Here is a 19,023-nt window from a genome sequence, read left to right as displayed (position 1 = left end):
AATAATAAAATACGCCTCATAAGGAGTTATTTGAAGCCTTTTTTTCTTGAAAATAATCATGGACTCGAAGGAGGGATTGTCATGGTCAGGAAAAAATGGGTGAGAAGCGGCGCCATCAATGACAACGAGGAAGAAGAGAAGAGGGGGAAGAGAAGGGGGTGGGGGGATAAGAGGTGAGGGCTGGGCCCTCACCGGCAAGAGAGAGGGGTTAGACGAGCCAGGACCAGGGGGACTTGGTCATGGCGGCACCGACCATATAGCCAAACACGGCGAGGGCGGCGGCCCCGGCTACCAGCTTCTGGCCGCGGGTGGGGCGCTTGAGCGCCATGACGCCGAGGCCGATATAGACCACCAGGGCAATCAGCTTGGCCATCAGCCAGGGTTGCTGGCCCGGGCTCATCTGCAGGGCCACCGCCAGCAGCACGCCAAACACCAGCAGCAGGGTGTCGTTGAGGTGGGGCAGGATCTTGAGCCACTTCTGCTGCAGCCGGGCGCTGCCGCCGAGGGCCAGCAGCCAGCGATAGAGGAACAGCAGCACGCTGACCAGGGCCAGCGTCATGTGCAGGTGTTTGAGCAGGGGGTAATAGGCAATCATATTGCTTCCTTGTCGTTGTCGGGCAGACCGCTGTTCCAGTTGTGAGCGTGGGTACGCTCCTGTCCTTCCTGATCGTCTTGCAGCAGATCGGAGAGGATCTCCCTGTATTGCAGGCTCTTGTTGATATAGGTGTGCTCGTCGTCCAGGTAGTTGACCTGCTCGCGCAGCAGTCGATTGTCATACTGCTTGAACATCTGGCCGGCGCGCCAGGCCTGGTTGGCCCTGAAACCCAGCTGGGTCAGGGCCTCGACCCCGAGATCCACCGCCGAACCCAGGGTCTCACGGTGCACGCTGTCGACGCCGAGGCGCAGGATCTCGTGAGCCGTGGGCCTGTCCTGGGCACGCGCCAGTATTTTAAGGTGCGGGAAGTGTTTCTTCACCATTTCAATCACTTCGAGCGAGGTGGCCGGGTCATTGATGGAGAGCACCAGCAGCTTGGCCTTGTGGGCACCGGCGGCGTGCAGCAGATCGAGTCGGCTGGCATCCCCATAAAACACCTGATAACCGTACTTTCGCAGCATCTCTATCTGGCTGGCGTCCTGCTCCAGGATGGTCGTGCCAATACCGTGGCCGTGCAGCAGACGACCCACTATCTGACCAAAACGTCCGAAGCCGGCGATGATGACAGGGTGTTCCACCAGCTCGGGCTGCTCGTGCAGGGGCAGATCCTCCCGGTTGCGGTAATCGAACCAGGGCTGGATCACCTTGTCGTTGAGGATCAGCAGCAGCGGGGTGAGAGCCATGGAGAGGGCCACCACCAGGGTCAGCAAGGAGATGGTGCTGCCCGGCAGCACCTTGTTCTGGGCGGCGAAGGAGAACAGCACGAAGGCGAACTCTCCCCCCTGGGCCAGCGCCAGGGCGAAGGTCCAGCGCTGACTGGGAGAGACCCGCAGGATGAGACCGAGCACCATCAGTACCAGCCATTTCAGCACCATCAGACCGATCACCAGGGTTGGGATCAGCAGGGGATGCTGGGCAAACAGGCTGAAGTCGATGCCGGCACCCACCGACATGAAGAACAGACCGAGCAGCAGCCCCTTGAACGGCTCTATGTCCGCCTCCAGCTCGTGGCGATATTCGCTGTCCGCCAGCACCACACCGGCCAGGAAGGAGCCGAGGGCGGGGGAGAGGCCCACAGATTCCATCAACACGGCGATGGCGATCACCAGCAGCAGGGCGGCGGCGACGAAGATCTCCCGCATGTGGGACTGGGCGATGGCGCGAAACACAGGCCGCATCAGGTAATGACCACCGAGCACTATGCCGGCGATGGCGGCCACCACCAGCAGGCCGTGTTGCCAGCCCGCCAGATCCGAGTTGCCGTTGCTGACCACGGGCGCTATGGCCAGCAGGGGCAGCACCGCCAGTATGGGGATCACGGCTATGTCCTGGAACAGCAGCACGGCGAAGGCGGAGCGCCCGCTCTCGCTCTGCATCAATTTGCGCTCCTGCAGGCTCTGCAAGACGATGGCGGTGGAGGAGAGTGCCAGGATGAGGCCGATGGCGAGCCCCTGTTGCCAGGGCAGGCCAATGAGAGTGGCGACCCCGGTCAGGGCGGCCGTGGTGAGCAGCACCTGCAGGCCACCGGTGCCGAGGATGGGGCCCTTCAGTTGCCACAAGAGGGCAGGGCGCAGCTCCAGGCCGACCAGGAACAGCATCAGCACCACACCGAACTCGGCGAAGTGCATCACATCCTTCTGCTCGCCCACCAGGCCGAGCAGGAAGGGGCCTATGATGATGCCGGCCAGCAGGTAACCGAGCACGGATCCCAGCCCCCAGCGCTTGGCCAGCGGCACGGCGATCACCGCCGCCGACAGATAGATGAGGGCATCAAACAGCAGTCCATGTCCCATTAGCTGGCCCTCCGCCTAAACAGGTTCACCCGAGTCGGCTGAGTGAGCCGGAAAGATATCCTGGTTGTCATGAGAGCACCTCCAGCAGGTCACGCAGATAAGCACTCTCACTGAGCTGGGCCTGGGTCAGCTGTTCATCGCGCAGGGCTTCGATCAGCTGGCGATAATCCTGGCCGCAGCGGCGCAGCGCCGCCGGATCCTTCAGCTTGTGGAAGGAGTGCAGCACGAAGGGGGGCAGCCAGTGCATGCCGCACAGCTGGGCGGTCTGCTGGAAGGGCAGCAGGAAGTCGAGCAATGGGCGCTGGTTGTAACCCGCGCTGCAATAAGACTCGGGCGCACCGCCGGTGGTGATGGCGCTGAGCCACTGCTTGCCCGCCAGGGCGTGGGCCTCGGGGCCGTAGGCGTACCCGTACTCCAGCACCAGATCCATCCACTCCTTCATGATGGCCGGGCAGGAGTACCAGTAGAAGGGGTGCTGGAAGACGATGAGATCGTGCTCCGCCAGCAGCGCCTGCTCGCGTTTCACATCGATATACATGTCCGGGTACTGGTGATAGAGGTCGTGCAGGGTGACGCCCTCCAGACCGTCGAGGGCCTGCAGCAGCTGCTTGTTGGCCTTGGAGCTCTGCAGCGCCGGGTGTGAGAAGATAACCAGAATGCGTTTCATGGGGTCATAACCTGAGAGGGACTCGCGTCGGCAAAAATAAGATGCATCGAGTTGCGACGTTAGCAAGAAGCGCCCTGGCCCGCCAGTGGTGGGGGCAAATGACGCCAAACAATAGCCCTGCAGGATGCGCCTCTTGTCACCCCCTGTCACAGCCACCGTCACCGCTTATCTCACCCTCTTTTGATCTCCCGCAGGCGGCAGGCTTGACCCTCCCCCAGGGCCTGGGGTTACCATAGGCCTCCTTTGATAACCGAGGTCTGTCATGGTTCTGACCCGTCGCCAACTCGCTCGCGCCCGTTGCTGGCTCCCCCTGTGGAGTCTGCTGCTGGTGTTGATGTCGTTTGGCAGCCGGGCAGCGACGGACCTCTGTACCCTGACCACCCATTGCAGCCAGAGCGAGCGCACCCTGGAGAAAGCCATGCCCTGCGGCAGCTTCACCTCCGCCCTCGCCATGACGGCGCTGATGGACAGCAGCCTGACGGTCGCCGTGCTCGAACCCGATGCGCCAGATTTCCTCTCCCCCTCCCTCTATGTGCCGGATGCTCCCAAGGCGCGGCTGGAGCGTCCCCCTCGTCACTTAGGCTGAGTCGATTTTTCCCCTGTATTGGGCATTTCTTCTTATTCGAGGTGAGTTATGTACAAGTCCCTGTTACTGGCCGTGCTGGCCGGTACCGTCAGTTTTTCTGCCCTGGCAACGGAGCAGATGACCGTCTACAAATCCAAGTATTGCGGCTGCTGCAAGACCTGGGTCAAGCACATGGAAGACAACGGCTTTGAGGTCAAGGTCGTGGAAACCGAGCAGCTGGATCCCATCAAGCAGCAATATGGAATTACCCCGCAGCTGGCCTCCTGCCACACCGGGGTGGTGGATGGTTATGTGGTTGAGGGACATGTGCCCGCCGCCGACGTGCAGAAGATGCTTAAGGAGAAACCGGCGATCCGTGGCCTGACCATTCCGGGCATGCCCCAGAGTGCGCCCGGCATGGACATCCCGGGCCAGCCCTATCAGGTGCTGAGCATCAGTGCGGAGGGCGCGACCAAGGTCTGGTCGAGCTACCCCGGCTGACGAACACTGGTCATGAGCCGGCACTATTCCTAATCATGTGAGGCACACCTGAGCGAACCCGTGCCGCTCATGGCCAGAACGAAGAGGGCCACCATCGCGAGATGGTGGCCCTTTTTCGTGGTTTTGGGTCGAATGTCCGGGGATCACTTGCAACCCGGGGCGACAAGGGGCAGATTGATCGCCAATTTATCCTCACAGGGGATGCTCAGTCGCGCCGCCAGGTCACCCGAGGTGACGACAGGCCAGCTGACCGTCATGCCTGGCGCAGAGCCTGCCAACCCTGTTACCGCGAAAGGATGCGACATGTTCACCATTCCCCGAGGGTTGCTGCTGCTGGCTTGTCTGGTCGCCGCCCCCTGTACCTATGCCAATGAAGAGTCCGCCATGCCGACAACCGATACCGCCATCCAGCCGCCCCTTCTCCCCCCCGTGGCCGCCAAGCATCCCCACTCCATGAAGAAACACGGGGACGTTCGGGTCGACAACTACTATTGGCTGCGGGACGACGATCGCCAAAAGCCCGAGGTGCTGGATTATCTCAAAGCCGAGAATGCCTACACCGAGGCCATGCTCAAGCCGACCCAGCCCCTGCGCGAGCAGCTCTATGAAGAGATGGTGGCCCGCATTCCCCAGCAGGACGAGTCCGTGCCCTATGTGAAGAACGGCTACCGCTATCAGACCCGCTATGAGCCGGGCAAGGAGTACGGCATCTACTCCCGCACTAAGGTGGGTGACAAGGAGAAGGAGCCGAGCCTGCTGCTGGACAGCAACCAGCGCGCAGAGGGGCACGAGTTCTACGCCCTCGGCGCACTCGAGGTGAGCCGCAACAACCGCTGGCTGGCGGTGGCGGAAGACTTCCTCTCCCGCCGTCAGTACCAGATCCAGTTCCTGGATCTCGAGAGCGGCAACTGGGCCAGCGACAAGCTGGAGAACACCTCCGGCAACCTGGTGTGGGCCAACGACAGCAAGACGGTGTTCTACGTGCGCAAGCACCCCAAGACCCTGCTGCCCTATCAGGTCTATCGCCACGAGCTGGGCTCCGATCCCGCCAAGGATCAGCTGGTCTACGAGGAGAAGGATGACAGTTTCTACGTCAGCCTTTACGCCACCACCTCGGAAGACTTCATCGTCATCGCGCTCTCCAGCACCACCAGTGGCGAGGCGCGCCTCATCGATGCCAACACCCCGGCCCAGAAGCCGCGCCTGTTCCTGCCCCGTCAGGCGGATCACGAATACAGCCTGGATCACTACCGCGGCCGCTTCTACGTGCGATCCAACAAGGATGGCAAGAACTTCGGTCTGTACGAGACCAAGGAGAGTCCGGTGGATCGCTGGAAGGCGGTGATAGCCCCGAACCCGGACGTGCTGCTGGAGAGCTATGCCCTGTTCAAGGATTGGCTGGTGCTGGAGGAGCGCAACCAGGGGCTGACCCGGCTGCGCCAGGTCAACTGGCAGAGCGGCGAGCAAAAAGAGATCGCCTTCGACGATCCCGCCTATGTCACCTGGCTCGCCTACAACCCCGAGCCCGACACCAGCGAGCTGCGCTACGGCTACTCCTCCATGACCACCCCCTCGTCCACCTATGAGCTCAACCTCGACAGCGGCAAGCGCACCCTGCTCAAGCAGCAGGCGGTGGCGGGCTTCGTGCCTGCGAAATATGCCAGCGAGCGGCTCTGGATCGATGCCCGCGACGGCGTCAAGGTGCCCGTCTCCCTGGTCTATCGCAAGGATCTGTTCAAGAAGGATGGCCACAACCCGCTGCTGGTCTATGGCTACGGCTCCTATGGCGCCAGCATGGATCCTGACTTCAGCACAGCCCGTTTGAGCCTGCTGGACCGCGGCTTTGTCTACGCCATCGCCCACATCCGCGGTGGCGAGGAGCTGGGCCGCGGCTGGTATGAGGATGGCAAGCTGCTCAAGAAGCAGAACAGCTTCCACGACTTCATCGACGCGACCGAGGCGCTGGTGGCGCAGGGCTATGGCGCCAAGGATCAGGTCTATGCCATGGGAGGCAGCGCCGGCGGCCTGCTGATGGGGGCCATCATCAACCAGGCGCCCCAGCTCTATCACGGCGTAGTCGCTCAGGTGCCGTTCGTGGACGTGGTGACCACCATGCTGGACGAGTCCATTCCCCTCACCACCGGCGAGTACGACGAGTGGGGCAACCCGAACCAGAAGCGCTTCTACGAGTACATGTTGGCCTACAGCCCCTATGACCAGGTCAAGGCCCAGGCCTATCCGAACCTGCTGGTCACCACAGGGCTGCACGACTCCCAGGTACAGTACTGGGAGCCGGCCAAGTGGGTCGCCAAGCTGCGGGAGCTGAAGACCGACGACAACCTGCTGCTGCTGAGCACCGACATGGATGCAGGTCACGGTGGCAAGTCGGGCCGCTTCAAGGCCTATGAGGATATCGCGCTGGAGTTCGCGTTTATCCTGGATCTGGCCAAGCCGAAGGTATAAGGTCGTTGCCGATGCCCTGTGACTTGCCGCTGGCAAGTCCGGGTGGTTGCAAGGCCAATGAGGATATCGCCCTGGAGTTCGCATTTATTCTGGATCTGGCCAAGCCCAAGGCATAAACCGCTGAGGGCATATCTCGGCTGACAAAGGCCCGGTTACCCAAGACCATGGGGAGCCGGGCCTTTTGCCATCCGTGCAGACCCGATCCTGAAATCCTGTCTCTCGGCCTTGCCTGCCGGCGCCCAAAGCCCGGCAGCCATGCTGCGCACTTGTTAACAAGGTTCGCCCTAATCACCGCCGGCGACCCTTGTCACGGCGGCATCAGGTTCTGCTGCCGCAGAGCATTTTGGTTTTTATTTATTTCGTATTATTTGAGTTTCAAAGCACAACCCACTGCCACTCTAACCCTTGTCAGACAAGGGCTGCAAAAGAATCTTATCCTCCCCTTGTCTCTCTCCGCCAGCTGACCCGTTCAATTAATTCCTGATCAGAAAATTGATGATCCGCTTCAAACTTCTCGCTATTTAAATCCAGCATTTTGCCGTTTTGTTTGATTTATGTTGGCGGCGTGTGCTTAATCGAGTCGTTACCACTTTTGATCCGGCCCTTTCGTGGTCAGATCGCCCCCGATCGGCATGACGCTGATTATCTCACCGCAGGATGATGGTGGCTTTGGGGAAGGCCTGTTGCGCCCGACCCTTTCCTCATATGAGGTCATATAGACAGACTCGTCGCAGAGTGGGTCCTGTCTCATATTCACCCGGGAATCGGGTGAGATAAATCAATGAAAAGGATGGAAAACATGAAAGGATTATCCTTGGCGTGTGCCTTGTCGGCAGCCCTGGTAGGCGTTTCGTTTGGCGGCCAGGTACAGGCGCAGGAGCGCTTCGTGACCATAGGTACCGGCGGTCAGACCGGTGTCTACTATGTGGCAGGCCAGTCTATCTGCCGTTTCCTCAATCGCGGCGCCGCCGATCATCAGATCAAGTGCAACGCCCCGGCCAGTGGCGGCGGTGTGGCCAACGTCAACGGCATCCGCAGCGGCGAATTCAACTTCGGCATCATGCAGTCTGACCACCAGTACAAGGCGATGAAGGGGCTGCCGCCGTTCCAGGCCGAAGGGGCCATGGAGGACATGCGCGCCGTCTTCTCCCTGCAGAGCGAGGTGTTCACCATACTCGCCCGCCGCGACGCCAAGATAGCCGGCTTCGACGATCTGAAAGGCAAGCGCGTCAACATCGGCAACCCGGGCTCGGGCCAGCGCGACACCATGGAAGAGATCATGGCGGTCAAGGGCTGGAAGAAGAGCGACTTCGGGCTGGTCTCCGAGCTGAAACCGGCGGAGCAGGCCTCGGCGCTCGGTGACAACAACATAGATGCCATGAGCTACTTCGTCGGCCACCCGAACGGCGCCATCCAGGAAGCGTCTACCACCACGGATGCGGTGCTGGTGCCCGTGACCGGGGCTGACATCGACAAGCTGCTGGCGGAGAAGAGCTACTACACCAAGGCCGAGATCCCGGGCGGCATCTACAAGGGCAGCGATCAGCCGACCCCGTCCATCGGTGGCAAGGCGGTGCTCTCCACCAGTGCCAAGGCGGATCCGGAAGTGGTCTATCAGCTGGTGAAGTCGGTATTCGACAACCTGGACCGCTTCAAGCGCCTGCACCCGGCCTTCGCCGATCTGAAAGAGGCCGACATGATCAAGGTGGGTCTCTCCGCGCCTCTGCATGAAGGGGCTGCCCGCTACTACAAAGAGCGCGGCTGGCTCTGATTGACGGCCCACGGGCCCTTGTGACGCCACTCAACACCCGCCTGCCGCCTCGTCTGTCGCAGCGGGTGTTGTTCTTGTTGTACTCGTAGGCAGAAGTAAATCCTATGCAAGATAAAGAACTCTCCACCGAGGAGCTGATCGCCCAGGACGTGGGCGCCCGGCTGCCCCTCGGCCTCATGGGCTGGCTCATCACAGGGCTGGCGCTGGCCTGGTCCCTGTTCCAGCTCTGGATCGCCTCACCGCTGCCCTTCATGCTGGGGTTTGGCGTGCTCAATGACACCGAGACCCGCGCCATCCACCTCACCTTCGCCCTGCTGCTGGCCTATCTGGTGTTCCCGGCGTTTCGCCGCTCGCCACGGGACAGGGTCCCGCTCGGCGATATCGCCCTCGGCCTGATTGCCGCCGGTGCCGCCTCCTATCTGTTTGTCATGTACGAGGCCCTGGCCCAGCGCCCCGGCAACCTCACCACCGCCGATCTGGTGACCGCCTGCATCGGCATTCCGCTGCTGCTGGAGGCCACTCGCCGCGCCCTGGGCCCGGCCCTGGCGGTCATCGCCATCGTATTCCTCGCCTACAGCCTGGCCGGCCCCTGGATGCCCGGCTTGCTGGCCCACCGCGGGGTGAGCTTCACGGCGCTGGCGAACCACCAGTGGATCACCACAGAGGGGGTGTTCGGCATAGCCCTCGGGGTCTCCACCAGTTTCGTGTTCCTGTTCGTGCTGTTCGGCGCCCTGCTGGAGCGGGCCGGTGCCGGTCACTACTTCATCCAGCTCGCCTTCAGTCTGCTCGGCCACCTGCGCGGCGGCCCGGCCAAGGCGGCCGTGGTGGCCTCGGCCCTGACCGGGGTCATCTCCGGCTCCTCCATTGCCAATGTGGTCACCACGGGCACCTTCACCATCCCCATGATGAAGCGGGTCGGTTTCTCCAAGGAGAAGGCGGGGGCGGTCGAGGTGGCCTCCTCGGTCAACGGCCAGATCATGCCCCCCGTGATGGGGGCCGCGGCCTTCCTGATGGTGGAGTACGTGGGCATTCCCTATGTGGAGATCATCAAGCACGCCTTCTTGCCGGCGACCATCTCCTACATAGCCCTGCTCTACATAGTGCACCTCGAAGCACTCAAGCTCGGCATGCAGCCCATCGGCAATCACCAGCCCAAGCCCTGGTTGCGCCGCCTGACCGGTTTCGCCTTCGGCGCTGCCCTCATCAGCGGCCTCTCCATGGCGGTCTACTATGGCCTGGGTTGGCTCAAGCCGGCACTCGGTGACTATGCCCTGCCGGGGATAGCCCTGCTGCTGGCCGCCACCTATCTGGGGTTGCTGAAGGTAGCCGCCAGCCATGAGCCTCTGCCCCTCGAGGATCCGGATCAGCCGCTGACCGAGCTGCCCAACACCCGCGCCGTGCTGCTGTCCGGCCTGCACTTCCTGCTGCCAGTGGTAGTGCTGGTGTGGTGTCTGATGGTAGAGCGGCTCTCGCCGGGCCTGTCCGCCTTCTGGGGCACCGTCATGCTGGTCATCATATTGCTGACCCAGCGGCCGCTGCTGAACTGGCTGCGCACCGACGGCAAGCATGACTATGGCACGGCCCGCGATGGTCTGATCGACCTGAGGGAAGGGCTGGTGGCGGGGGCGCGCAACATGATAGGCATCGGCATCGCCACCGCCACCGCCGGCATTATCGTCGGCGCCGTCTCCCAGACCGGGGTCGGCCTGGTGCTGGCGGATCTGGTGGAGATGCTCTCCATGGGCAACCTGCTGCTGATGTTGCTGCTCACCGCCCTGCTGAGCCTGATCCTCGGCATGGGCCTGCCGACCACGGCGAACTACATAGTGGTGTCCAGCCTGCTGGCCCCGGTCGTAGTGACCTTGGGTCAACAGAATGGCCTGATCGTGCCCCTGGTGGCGGTGCACCTGTTCGTGTTCTATTTCGGCATCATGGCGGACGTGACCCCGCCGGTGGGGCTGGCGTCGTTCGCGGCGGCGGCCGTTTCCAAGGGGGATCCCATCAAGACCGGGATCACCGCCTTCTACTACAGCCTGCGTACCGCGGCGCTGCCCTTCCTGTTCATCTTCAACACGGATCTGCTGCTGATCGACGTGGACTTCGCCCACGGCGTGCTGATCTTCGCGGTGGCGACCATCGCCATGCTGATCTTCGCCGCAGCGACCCAGGGCTGGTTCCTGGTCAGGAGCCGCTGGTACGAGAACCTGTTGCTGCTGCTGGTGGCCTTCACCCTGTTCCGTCCCGGTTTCTGGATGGACATGGTGCATGATCCCTATCGCGACACGGCGCCGGCCGAGCTGGCCCGGACCCTGGGCGAGGTGGAAGCGGACAGCACGCTGCGACTGCGCATTCAGGGAGAAGATGCGGTGGGTAAGCTGCGCCAATCCACAGTGCTGCTGGCGGTGCCGGCCGGGGCGGATGGCGAGGCCCGTCTCGCCAGCCTGGGGCTGGCCCTGTATGAGCAGGATGGCAAGACGCTGATCGACAACGTCACCTTCGGCAGTCCGGCGGCGGCGGCCGGCATGGAGTTCGATCAGCAGATCCTCTCCGTCAAGGCGCCGACCGAGCGCTGGCACAAGGAGCTGATGTGGCTCCCGGGCTTCCTGCTGTTTGCACTGGTGGTCTGGCTGCAACGGCGCCGGGCCCGGCGTTAATCGCTACCCGCAATAAAAACGGCGCCTTCAAGGCGCCGTTTTCAATATTGGGTTGGGCTGCTGCTGGCAGTGATGGCAACTCTAGGTTCTGCACTTCCCCAGATGGCGCATTCAAGTGCCATGACCGGGAGAGCTAGTTTGACTGGGTCTGCTGCTGTTCTGCTTGCAGCAGACTCAGGTTCTGCTGTTCCAGCGGGCTCAGGCCCAGCTGTTCACAGGCTTGCTCGAAGCTGATCCCCAGATGACACATCATGATGTCGATGGCGGGCAGATAGTTGGTCATTGCTTGTTCCATGGTGATCCTCCAGACCTGTCCTTATGCCCGAGCGGCGAGGGTGGGGCAATTAGACTTTAGGCGTAGGCCGCTCATCTGCTGCTCACCCCCTGCCACTGGTCGGGGGAATTTGTTAATCTGGCAGTCATTAAAGAGGTTGCCATCTGAGCGCGAGCAACCGATGAGGAGCAGGGCATGTTATTGAGTTTCTTGATCATCGCATCGGGCTGGTGGCACATCCGCGCAGCCTATGGCTCAGACTCCCGCCAGTTCTACATCAGCAAGCCCCTGACCATGGTGTTCATCATAGCGCTGGCGTTCGGCTATCAGAGCGATGACCACAATGGTTCCCACGCCTGGATCCTGCTCGGCCTCTGCCTGTCGCTGGCCGGCGACGTGCTGCTGATGCTGCCACGGGACCGCTTCATTCAGGGGCTGGCGGCATTTCTTGTCGCGCACCTCTGCTACATAGTGGGTTTTGCCCAGGGGCCCCTGGTGCTCAAGCTGATCGATGGTCTGCTGCTGCTGGCGGTGGCGGGTCTGGTGTTCGGCATGCTGTGGAGCAAGCTGGGGGAGATGAAGATCCCGGTGTTCTGCTACATGCTGGTGATTATCGCCATGGCCTGGGTGGCGGCCGGTGCCTGGCACGCCTCCCTCACCGCCGGCAGCGCCGCCGCTTTGGTGGGGGCATTGATGTTCCTCTTCTCCGACAGCATGCTGGCGCTGGATAGATTCCGCCGTCCCTTCCCCCATGCCAAGGCCTGGATCATGAGCAGCTACTACGCCGCCCAGTTCCTGATCGCCGCCTCTCTGGCGGGCTGAGTCCTCATCCGAGGGAGACACGACCATAAAAAAACGGGCCTGTCGGCCCGTTTTTCGTTGCTGCGTCATGCCTCCAGTGGCTCGGCATCGGCCGCCTTGGGGGGCGGCTGCTTGAGCAGCAGCATCATGGCGCTGGCGATGAGCAGGAAGACCCCCATCACGAAGAACACCTGGTTGTAGGCCATGATGGTGGCCTCCCGGTTGATGGTGTTCGACAGCATAGCCTGGGCCTGCAACTGGGCCTGCTCCGGGCCTGCCCCTTGCGCCATCATGCTCTGTGCCAGCTGCAGCAGATAACTCTGTCCTTCTATGCTGCTAGCGGCGAGTGTGCTGCTGATGTTGCTGAACTGCACCCGGGTGTCGTTGTCCAGCATGGTGGCAATCATGGCGATGCCGAAGGCGCCGCCGAGGTTGCGCAGCACGTTGAGCAGGGTGGAGGAGGAGGGGATCTCCTCCGGGGTCAGGCTGGCGGTGGCCACCAGGGAGAGCGGCACCATGACGAAGGGCTGGCCCAGCGCCCGCACGATCAGCGACTGGATAAGCTGAGGCCCGGCGTAGTCGGCGCTCATGTTCATGTTCATGAAGCAGCTTATCCCGAAGATGAGGAAGCCAAAACTCACCAGGTAGCGTGGATCTATGCGGGTCACCAGCTTGGGCACCAGGGGCAGCACCAGCAGCTGGGGTAGCCCCATCCACATCAGCACCTCACCGATCTCCAGCGCGTTGTAGTGATGGATCTGGGTCATGTAGAGGGGCAGCACATAGATGGATCCCATCAGCCCCATGCCGAGCACCAGGTAGGCGAAGCAGGCCATGGCGAAGCGCGGGCTGTGCAGCAGCCGCAGGTTGACCAGGGGGTGGCGGCGCAGCAACTGGCTGATGACGAAGAAGATCAGCGCTACTACCGAGATGACGGTGAGCCGCACTATGAAGCTGGAACCGAACCAGTCCTCCCGGTTGCCCTCTTCCAGCACCACCTCCAGCAGACCCAACCCCACCGCCATGGTGAGGATCCCGACCAGATCCACCCGTTTGATCACCTCCCAGTCCAGGGGCTTCTTGTCCAGACCGTGGGCCAGCATGGCCATCACCAGCAGTCCAGGGGGCACGTTCAGATAGAAGATGTAGTGCCAGGAGAACTGCTCCGTCAGCCAGCCCCCCAGGGTCGGCCCTATGGTGGGGGCGAAGGTGGCACACAGACCGAACAGCGCCATGCCGGTGGCCCGCTTGTGCAGGGGCAGCAGGCTGATGATGAGGGAGAAGGCCATGGGGATCAGGGCGCCGCCGGTGAAGCCCTGCAGGGCCCGGAAGACGATCATGCTGGTGAGATTCCAGCTGAACGAGCAGAGCACCGAGGCGACGATGAAGGCGCCCGTGCTCCACAGCATGTAGCGACGGGCACTCAGCCCCCGGCTGAGCCAGCCGCTGAGGGGGATGGCAATCATCTCTGCCACCAGATAGGAGGTGGAGATCCAGGAGCTCTCGCTCAGGGTGGCCGACAGGGCCCCCTGAATGTCCTTCAGGGAGGCGTTGGTGATCTGGATGTCGAGGATGGCCATGAAGGCGCCGATGAGGCCCCCCATGACCGCGATCCAGTTGCGACGCGGAATGGCTTCCATCAGTGGGCCGCGACTATGGGGTCAGGGTTGCGGGTGTCGACGATCACCTCGGTGGAGAGGCCCGGTCTCAGCTTGCCCGCGAGGGATCCCGGTTCCGGGATGCGGATCTTGACCGGCACCCGCTGCACAATCTTGGTGAAGTTGCCGGTGGCGTTCTCCGGCGGCAGCAGGGCGAACTTGGCACCGGTGGCGGGTGCCAGGCTGTCGATGATGCCTTCGACCGGTTGATCCGGATAGGCATCCAGGATCACCTCCACCTTCTGGCCCGGTTGCATCTTCTGCAACTGGGTCTCCTTGAAGTTCGCCTCGACCCAGACCTGCTGCAGCGGCACCAGGCTCGCGACCTGCATGCCGGACTGCACGTAGAGCCCTTCCCGCAGGCTGCGCTTGCCTATGATGCCGTCCGCCGGTGCCCGCAGCTCGGTGTAGCCGAGCTCCAGCCTGGCCTGCTCGAGTTGCGCCTCGCTCAGGGCCAGTCTGGCCTGATTCTGCTTGGCCTCCGCATCCAGCACCAGCAGGCGCTCGCGGGCGGCCTGCAGGGCGGCTTTGGCCTCCTGCAGCAGGGCCTGATTGACCTGCAGACCGGCCTGCACCTCATCCAGACTGTCCTGGGAGCTGTAGTGGCGCTGATTGAGCTGGCTGACGCGGCGCACCTGTTGCTGGGCCCTGACCTGCTCGGCATTGGCGGAGGCGACCTTGGCCTCGGCCTGGCGGATCTGGCTCAGCTGCTGGGTACGGGTCGCGGCCAGGTTCTCGGCGGTGGCCTGATTGAGGCGAAGATCCGCCTCGGCCTCCAGCACCTTGGTCTTGTATTCCCGGTCGTCAAGGCGGGCGATGAGCTGCCCCGCCTTCACCTCCTGGTTGTCGGTCACCAGCACCTCGCTGATGTAACCGGGCAACTTGGAGCCGATACCGGTCACCTCGCTCTGCAGATAGGCGTTGTCGGTACTCTCGAAGTAACGGCCGTGCAGATACCAGTAAGCGGCAAACAGCACGCCGAGCAGGGCCAGCAGCAGCGCCACCAGCAGGGGGATCTTCTTGTGTTGACTCATGATATTTGGTTTTTCCTGAACTGTGGGAGGCAGGCTAACATCGGCTGACTGTTTCGATTAGTATCCATTCATGAGATATACAGTTTCACTGGTGAGACAATGGACCTGAATGCTGCCTTGATTCTAGTGCGCATCGTCGACAAGGGATCGTTTACCGCCGCGGCCCAGGAGCTGGGCATGACCAAGGCGACCGTCAGTCGGCGCATCGCCGAGCTGGAACAGCGGCTCGGGGCGCGGCTGCTCTATCGCTCCACCCGTCAGCTCACCCTGACCGAGGCGGGGGAGCAGTACTACCTGCGCTGCAGCAAGGCGGTGGAGGAGCTGGCCCAGGCGGAACTGATGCTGAGCGCCAGCCAGCAGGAGGTGACCGGTACCCTCAAGCTGGCGGTCCCCATCGAGACGGGGCAGCTGGTGGTCGGTCGGCTGGTGGCCCGCTTCCTGCAAGCCTATCCCGGGCTGCGGGTAGATCTGGAGCTGACCAATCGCAACGTGGATCCCATCAGCGAGGGGCTGGATGCCATAGTGCGGATCGGCGATATGAATGACTCCAACCTGGCGGCAAGACGGCTGTGGAGCACGGAGCGACTGCTCTGCGCGAGCCCGGCCTACCTGGCCCGCAACCCGGCCATTACCCGGCCGGAGGAGCTGGTCAAATATGAACGGGTTGCCGTCAGTACGGGTTTTTTGGCCTCCCATTGGTGTTTTGAACTGGATGGACGCGAGGTGCTGGTGGATCCCCCTTCCAGGTTCAAGGTCAACAACATTACCTGTGCCAGGGAGGCGGCCAAGGCGGGGCTGGGGCTCGCCTCCCTGCCCGCCATGCTGTGCCATGATGAGCTGGCCAATGGCTCCTTGGTGGCCCTGCTGCCGGAGTGGCGCCAGCCCAAGGTGCCCATCTACCTGTTGTTCCCTGAGCGGCGGCTGATGCCACGAAAGCTGAGGGTATTTATCGATTTTTTGGTCGCCAATGGCCCGGACTACGGCATCGACAACTTGCTGTGAACTATGTGCGGGAAGAGTGAAGGCGCGGGGTGTGCCGTGTCGAGGACAAGGCATGGCGCCGTGGATTAATGTCTATCTGGCTCCTCTTTGCTGGGGATAGGCGGTGGCGTCGGTGCCTGTGATGGCATCGGCAAGGCGTGTCGAGGACAAGGCATGGAACAGTGGATTAACTTGTATCGGGCCTCCCATTCACTGGAGGCATATGCCCTCAAGGGGGCGCTGGAAGTCGAAGGGGTGCGGGTGCGGCTGAGCGGGGAGGGGCTGGCAGGGGCGCTGGGAGAGTTGCCGGTGGATCTGCTGCAGGTCACCCTGCTGGTGTGCGAGGAGGATCGCAGCCGGGCCGGGCGTATCATAGAGCGCTACCAGCAGCGCCAGGGCAATGGCTGGCTCTGCGGCCAGTGCGGGGAGGAGAACGGCGCCAACTTCGATATCTGCTGGCGCTGTCATCACGATCCCCACGATCACTAGGCTTCATTCACTCCCAGCCCGGCTCCCGCTGATGTGCAATCGGCGGGAGCAGGAGGGAAATGACTGAGCTGGGCTGCGGGTCTCAGCGCAGGAAGTCGATATCCTCGCCCGCGTTGGCGTCGTGGTAGGTCGCCAGATCCAGTTCCCCTTCACTGCGTGCAATCAGCACGGACACCAGGATATCCCCCGAGACGTTGACCGTGGTGCGGGCCATGTCCAGCAGGCGATCGATGCCGGCGATGAGCGCCACCCCTTCCAGCGGCAGACCCACAGCGGTGAGCGTCAGGGTCAGCAGCATGAGCCCTGTGCCCGGCGTGCCGGCGGTGCCGATACTGGCCAGGGTGGCGATACTGATGATGGTCAGGTAATCCACCAGGTGCAGATCCACCCCGAAGGCCTGGGCCACGAACAGGGCCGTTACCCCCTGATAGAGGGCCGTACCGTCCATGTTGATGGTGGCGCCGATGGGCAGCACCTTGGCGGTGATGGCGGGGGAGACCCCGAGCCGGCGCTCGGCGCAGGCCAGGCTGATGGGCAGGGTGCTGCTGCTGGAGCTGCTGGTGAAGGCCACCGCCTGGGCATCCAGTATGCTCCTGAAGTAGTGCAGCGGGTTGAGGCGAGCCAGCAGGATCAGCAGGCTGCTGTAGACCCCGAGCACGTGCAGCAGGCAGCCGAGATAGACGGCGCCGATCACCTTGAGCAGGGGCAGCAGCAGATCCAGCCCGTACTTGCCGGTCATCCAGGCCATCAGGGCGCAGACGCCGTACGGGGCCAGTATCATCACCATCTGGGTCAGCTTGAACATGCCCTCCGCCAGGGAGGTGAAGAACAGGATGGCGGGGCGACCGCGGCGACCGCTGGCATTGAGGGCCAGGGCCAGCGCCACCGCGAACACGATCACCTGCAGTATCTTGCCGTCCACCATGGCCTGAATGGGGTTGCGTGGCACCAGATGGCTCAGCACGCTGGCCAGGGTCGGCTGCGCCATCATGCCGGTGCGCTCATAGGGGCCCATGTTGGCCCCCATGCCAGGCTCCAGCAGCCAGCCCATCATGAGGCCGATGCAGATGGCGATGGCGGTGGAGAACAGATAAAGGGTGATGGCCTTGCCGCCGATCCTGTCCAGGGTCTTGCCCTTGAGCAAGGAGGTGAGGCCGGCGATGACGGAGCAGAAGATGAGAGGCACCATCAGCATCTGTATGGTGTTGACGAACAGGACGCCAATGGGCTTGAGCAGGAGTGCCTGCTCACTGGCACCGAGCCCTAGCCCGATCCCGGCCAGCATGCCGAGCAGGGTCTTCAACCAGAGCGGGCGGCGGGTCCAGATCCGCCAGGGCTTGAAGGCCCATCCATGGAACAACATGACGCCAATGTCCTTATTTTCGGTCTGCGATGGCAAAAAGGGGCGCTAGTGTAGCCATCCCTTGGTCAGGTTGCCACATTATCGACAAAGGGGCGCCCGCGACCAGCCCGCTAGGGCTAAAAACGGCAATTTCTTGGCTTATATCAAGATCGGGGGGCGGCATCGGGGTTTTAATTGGCATCTCATATGATGATTAGCGAGGTTTGAGATGTCCCAATCGATACATGGTCACGAAGTGATGGAGATGATGCTGACCCAGGGCGGCCAGTTTACCCGCGCCAGCCTCAAGCAGGCGATCGACGAGCGCTTCGGCAGCGAGGCCCGCTTTCACACCTGCAGTGCCAGCGAGATGGATGCAGAGGCCCTGATCGAACTGCTGGCCAAGCGCGGCAAGTTCATCGAATCGGAACACGGCTTCCAGACTCGCGCCGACAAGATCTGCAATCACGGCTGAGGCCGACGGCGAGCCATCTTCCGTGGCTCGCGCTAACCCCTTCCCTTTGTTATATTTCGCCCTCTTTCCCCCTGTTGAAGGCTTAGCCTGGGCGTTGTATGGATACTTTCTCCGCTGCCGTCATGTTGTTTCTGATCATGGATCCGCTGGGCAACCTGCCGGTCTTCCTCTCCATTTTGCGTCATGTCGATCCCAAACGGCGACGCAAGGTGATGATCCGCGAGTTGCTCTTCTCCCTGGCCATCATGCTGGGCTTCCTGTTTGCCGGTCAGCAGATCCTGAGCTTCCTCAACCTGCGCCAGGAGGCGGTGAGCATAGCCGGCGGCATTATCCTGTTCCTCATCGCCATCAAGATGATCTTCCCGACGCCCGGTGGCGTGACCGGGCTGGCCGCCGGCGAGGAGCCCTTCCTGGTGCCTATGGCCATCCCCATGATAGCGGGCCCCTCCATCCTGGCCTCCTTGTTGCTGCTGGCGAACCAGGAGCCGACCCGGATGACGGATTGGTCTCTGGCCCTCTTGATGGCCTGGGGTGCCAGCGCCGTGATCCTGATGTTCTACGAGGTGTTCAACAAGCTGCTGGGTGAGCGAGGACTCACCGCCGTGGAGCGGCTGATGGGCATGCTGCTGGTGATGATCTCGGTGCAGATGCTGCTGGACGGAGTACACCACTACCTGGAAGTGACCGGCAAGGGCTGACCGGTCAGCATGATTGCGTGAATGAACGGGGCTGCACAGAGCCCCGTTTCTTTGCCTGTGATACGGCGTACCGGCAGTCAGCCGCGCTCGGCTGCCCTTGCTCATGATAAGGGTGAGCAGGGTTTCTCGCAGTCAGTGCCGATACTCAGGATCCTTCGGTTGCCGAGGTTTCCAGCTTGCCCATGATGAGGGTGAGCAGGGT

At 62.4% G+C, this 19,023-nt stretch carries 17 protein-coding genes; 10 read left to right on the top strand and 7 right to left on the bottom strand.

Features of this window, described 5'->3' with window-relative positions; translation table 11 throughout:
* Window positions 1-208: 208 nt before the first annotated feature.
* From CUC44_RS04875 to kefF, 3 genes are all read right to left on the bottom strand, one after another.
* Complete coding sequence (locus tag CUC44_RS04875) at window positions 209-595, bottom strand: SirB2 family protein (RefSeq protein WP_100858849.1); 387 nt, start codon at window positions 593-595, stop codon at window positions 209-211.
* Entirely contained in the window at window positions 592-2,448 is a 1,857-nt protein-coding gene (locus CUC44_RS04870; protein WP_100858848.1) for a monovalent cation:proton antiporter-2 (CPA2) family protein, read from the bottom strand. Before CUC44_RS04870 ends, CUC44_RS04875 begins: the two co-directional genes overlap by 4 nt.
* A 67-nt stretch (window positions 2,449-2,515) precedes the next feature.
* Window positions 2,516-3,115 carry a glutathione-regulated potassium-efflux system oxidoreductase KefF gene (gene kefF, locus CUC44_RS04865; protein WP_157812743.1) on the bottom strand — a complete coding sequence of 200 codons (600 nt, stop codon included), beginning with the start codon at window positions 3,113-3,115 and terminating at the stop codon, window positions 2,516-2,518.
* Window positions 3,116-3,377: 262 nt separating this feature from the next.
* On the opposite strand from kefF, the gene CUC44_RS04860 reads away from it, so the two are divergent.
* The 5 genes from CUC44_RS04860 (at window position 3,378) to CUC44_RS04840 (ending at window position 11,069) form a co-directional block, all read left to right on the top strand.
* A complete protein-coding gene (locus tag CUC44_RS04860; protein WP_100858846.1) occupies window positions 3,378-3,701 on the top strand; it encodes a hypothetical protein in 324 nt (107 codons plus the stop codon).
* A 48-nt stretch (window positions 3,702-3,749) separates the two neighbouring features.
* Window positions 3,750-4,181: a DUF411 domain-containing protein gene (locus CUC44_RS04855; RefSeq protein WP_100858845.1), complete on the top strand. Its 432-nt coding sequence runs from the start codon at window positions 3,750-3,752 to the stop codon at window positions 4,179-4,181.
* A gap of 303 nt (window positions 4,182-4,484) precedes the next feature.
* Entirely contained in the window at window positions 4,485-6,644 is a 2,160-nt protein-coding gene (locus CUC44_RS04850) for a S9 family peptidase (RefSeq protein WP_167388778.1), read from the top strand.
* 799 nt (window positions 6,645-7,443) lie between these two features.
* Window positions 7,444-8,415 (top strand): TAXI family TRAP transporter solute-binding subunit, encoded by a 972-nt coding sequence (locus CUC44_RS04845; protein ID WP_100858844.1) that lies wholly within the window; start codon window positions 7,444-7,446, stop codon window positions 8,413-8,415.
* A gap of 104 nt (window positions 8,416-8,519) precedes the next feature.
* Window positions 8,520-11,069 carry a TRAP transporter permease gene (locus CUC44_RS04840; protein WP_100858843.1) on the top strand — a complete coding sequence of 850 codons (2,550 nt, stop codon included), beginning with the start codon at window positions 8,520-8,522 and terminating at the stop codon, window positions 11,067-11,069.
* 133 nt (window positions 11,070-11,202) lie between these two features.
* Here the strand turns inward: CUC44_RS04840 and CUC44_RS04835 are convergent, their stop codons facing one another.
* Complete coding sequence (locus CUC44_RS04835; protein ID WP_100858842.1) at window positions 11,203-11,364, bottom strand: hypothetical protein; 162 nt, start codon at window positions 11,362-11,364, stop codon at window positions 11,203-11,205.
* Window positions 11,365-11,538: 174 nt separating this feature from the next.
* Between CUC44_RS04835 and CUC44_RS04830 the strand changes: the two genes are divergently transcribed.
* Window positions 11,539-12,165, top strand: a complete 627-nt coding sequence (locus tag CUC44_RS04830) for a lysoplasmalogenase (protein WP_100858841.1) — start codon at window positions 11,539-11,541, stop codon at window positions 12,163-12,165.
* A gap of 65 nt (window positions 12,166-12,230) precedes the next feature.
* Here CUC44_RS04830 and CUC44_RS04825 read toward each other — a convergent pair whose 3' ends face one another.
* Complete coding sequence (locus tag CUC44_RS04825) at window positions 12,231-13,784, bottom strand: DHA2 family efflux MFS transporter permease subunit (RefSeq protein ID WP_100858840.1); 1,554 nt, start codon at window positions 13,782-13,784, stop codon at window positions 12,231-12,233.
* Window positions 13,784-14,836 (bottom strand): HlyD family secretion protein, encoded by a 1,053-nt coding sequence (locus tag CUC44_RS04820; RefSeq protein ID WP_100858839.1) that lies wholly within the window; start codon window positions 14,834-14,836, stop codon window positions 13,784-13,786. Before CUC44_RS04820 ends, CUC44_RS04825 begins: the two co-directional genes overlap by 1 nt.
* A 99-nt stretch (window positions 14,837-14,935) precedes the next feature.
* Between CUC44_RS04820 and CUC44_RS04815 the strand changes: the two genes are divergently transcribed.
* Complete coding sequence (locus tag CUC44_RS04815; RefSeq protein ID WP_100858838.1) at window positions 14,936-15,838, top strand: LysR family transcriptional regulator; 903 nt, start codon at window positions 14,936-14,938, stop codon at window positions 15,836-15,838.
* A gap of 153 nt (window positions 15,839-15,991) precedes the next feature.
* A complete protein-coding gene (locus CUC44_RS04810; protein WP_100858837.1) occupies window positions 15,992-16,306 on the top strand; it encodes a putative signal transducing protein in 315 nt (104 codons plus the stop codon).
* 82 nt (window positions 16,307-16,388) lie between these two features.
* Here the strand turns inward: CUC44_RS04810 and CUC44_RS04805 are convergent, their stop codons facing one another.
* Window positions 16,389-17,669, bottom strand: coding sequence for a dicarboxylate/amino acid:cation symporter (locus CUC44_RS04805; protein ID WP_167388777.1), 1,281 nt, complete (start codon window positions 17,667-17,669; stop codon window positions 16,389-16,391).
* 208 nt (window positions 17,670-17,877) lie between these two features.
* On the opposite strand from CUC44_RS04805, the gene CUC44_RS04800 reads away from it, so the two are divergent.
* Window positions 17,878-18,123 (top strand): YecH family metal-binding protein, encoded by a 246-nt coding sequence (locus tag CUC44_RS04800; RefSeq protein ID WP_100858835.1) that lies wholly within the window; start codon window positions 17,878-17,880, stop codon window positions 18,121-18,123.
* A 98-nt stretch (window positions 18,124-18,221) separates the two neighbouring features.
* Window positions 18,222-18,821, top strand: a complete 600-nt coding sequence (locus tag CUC44_RS04795; RefSeq protein ID WP_100858834.1) for a YhgN family NAAT transporter — start codon at window positions 18,222-18,224, stop codon at window positions 18,819-18,821.
* Window positions 18,822-19,023: the final 202 nt, after the last annotated feature.

This window comes from Aeromonas lusitana (assembly GCF_002812985.1).
GTDB lineage: Bacteria > Pseudomonadota > Gammaproteobacteria > Enterobacterales > Aeromonadaceae > Aeromonas > Aeromonas lusitana.
This window is presented reverse-complemented; position numbering and strand designations above follow the sequence as displayed.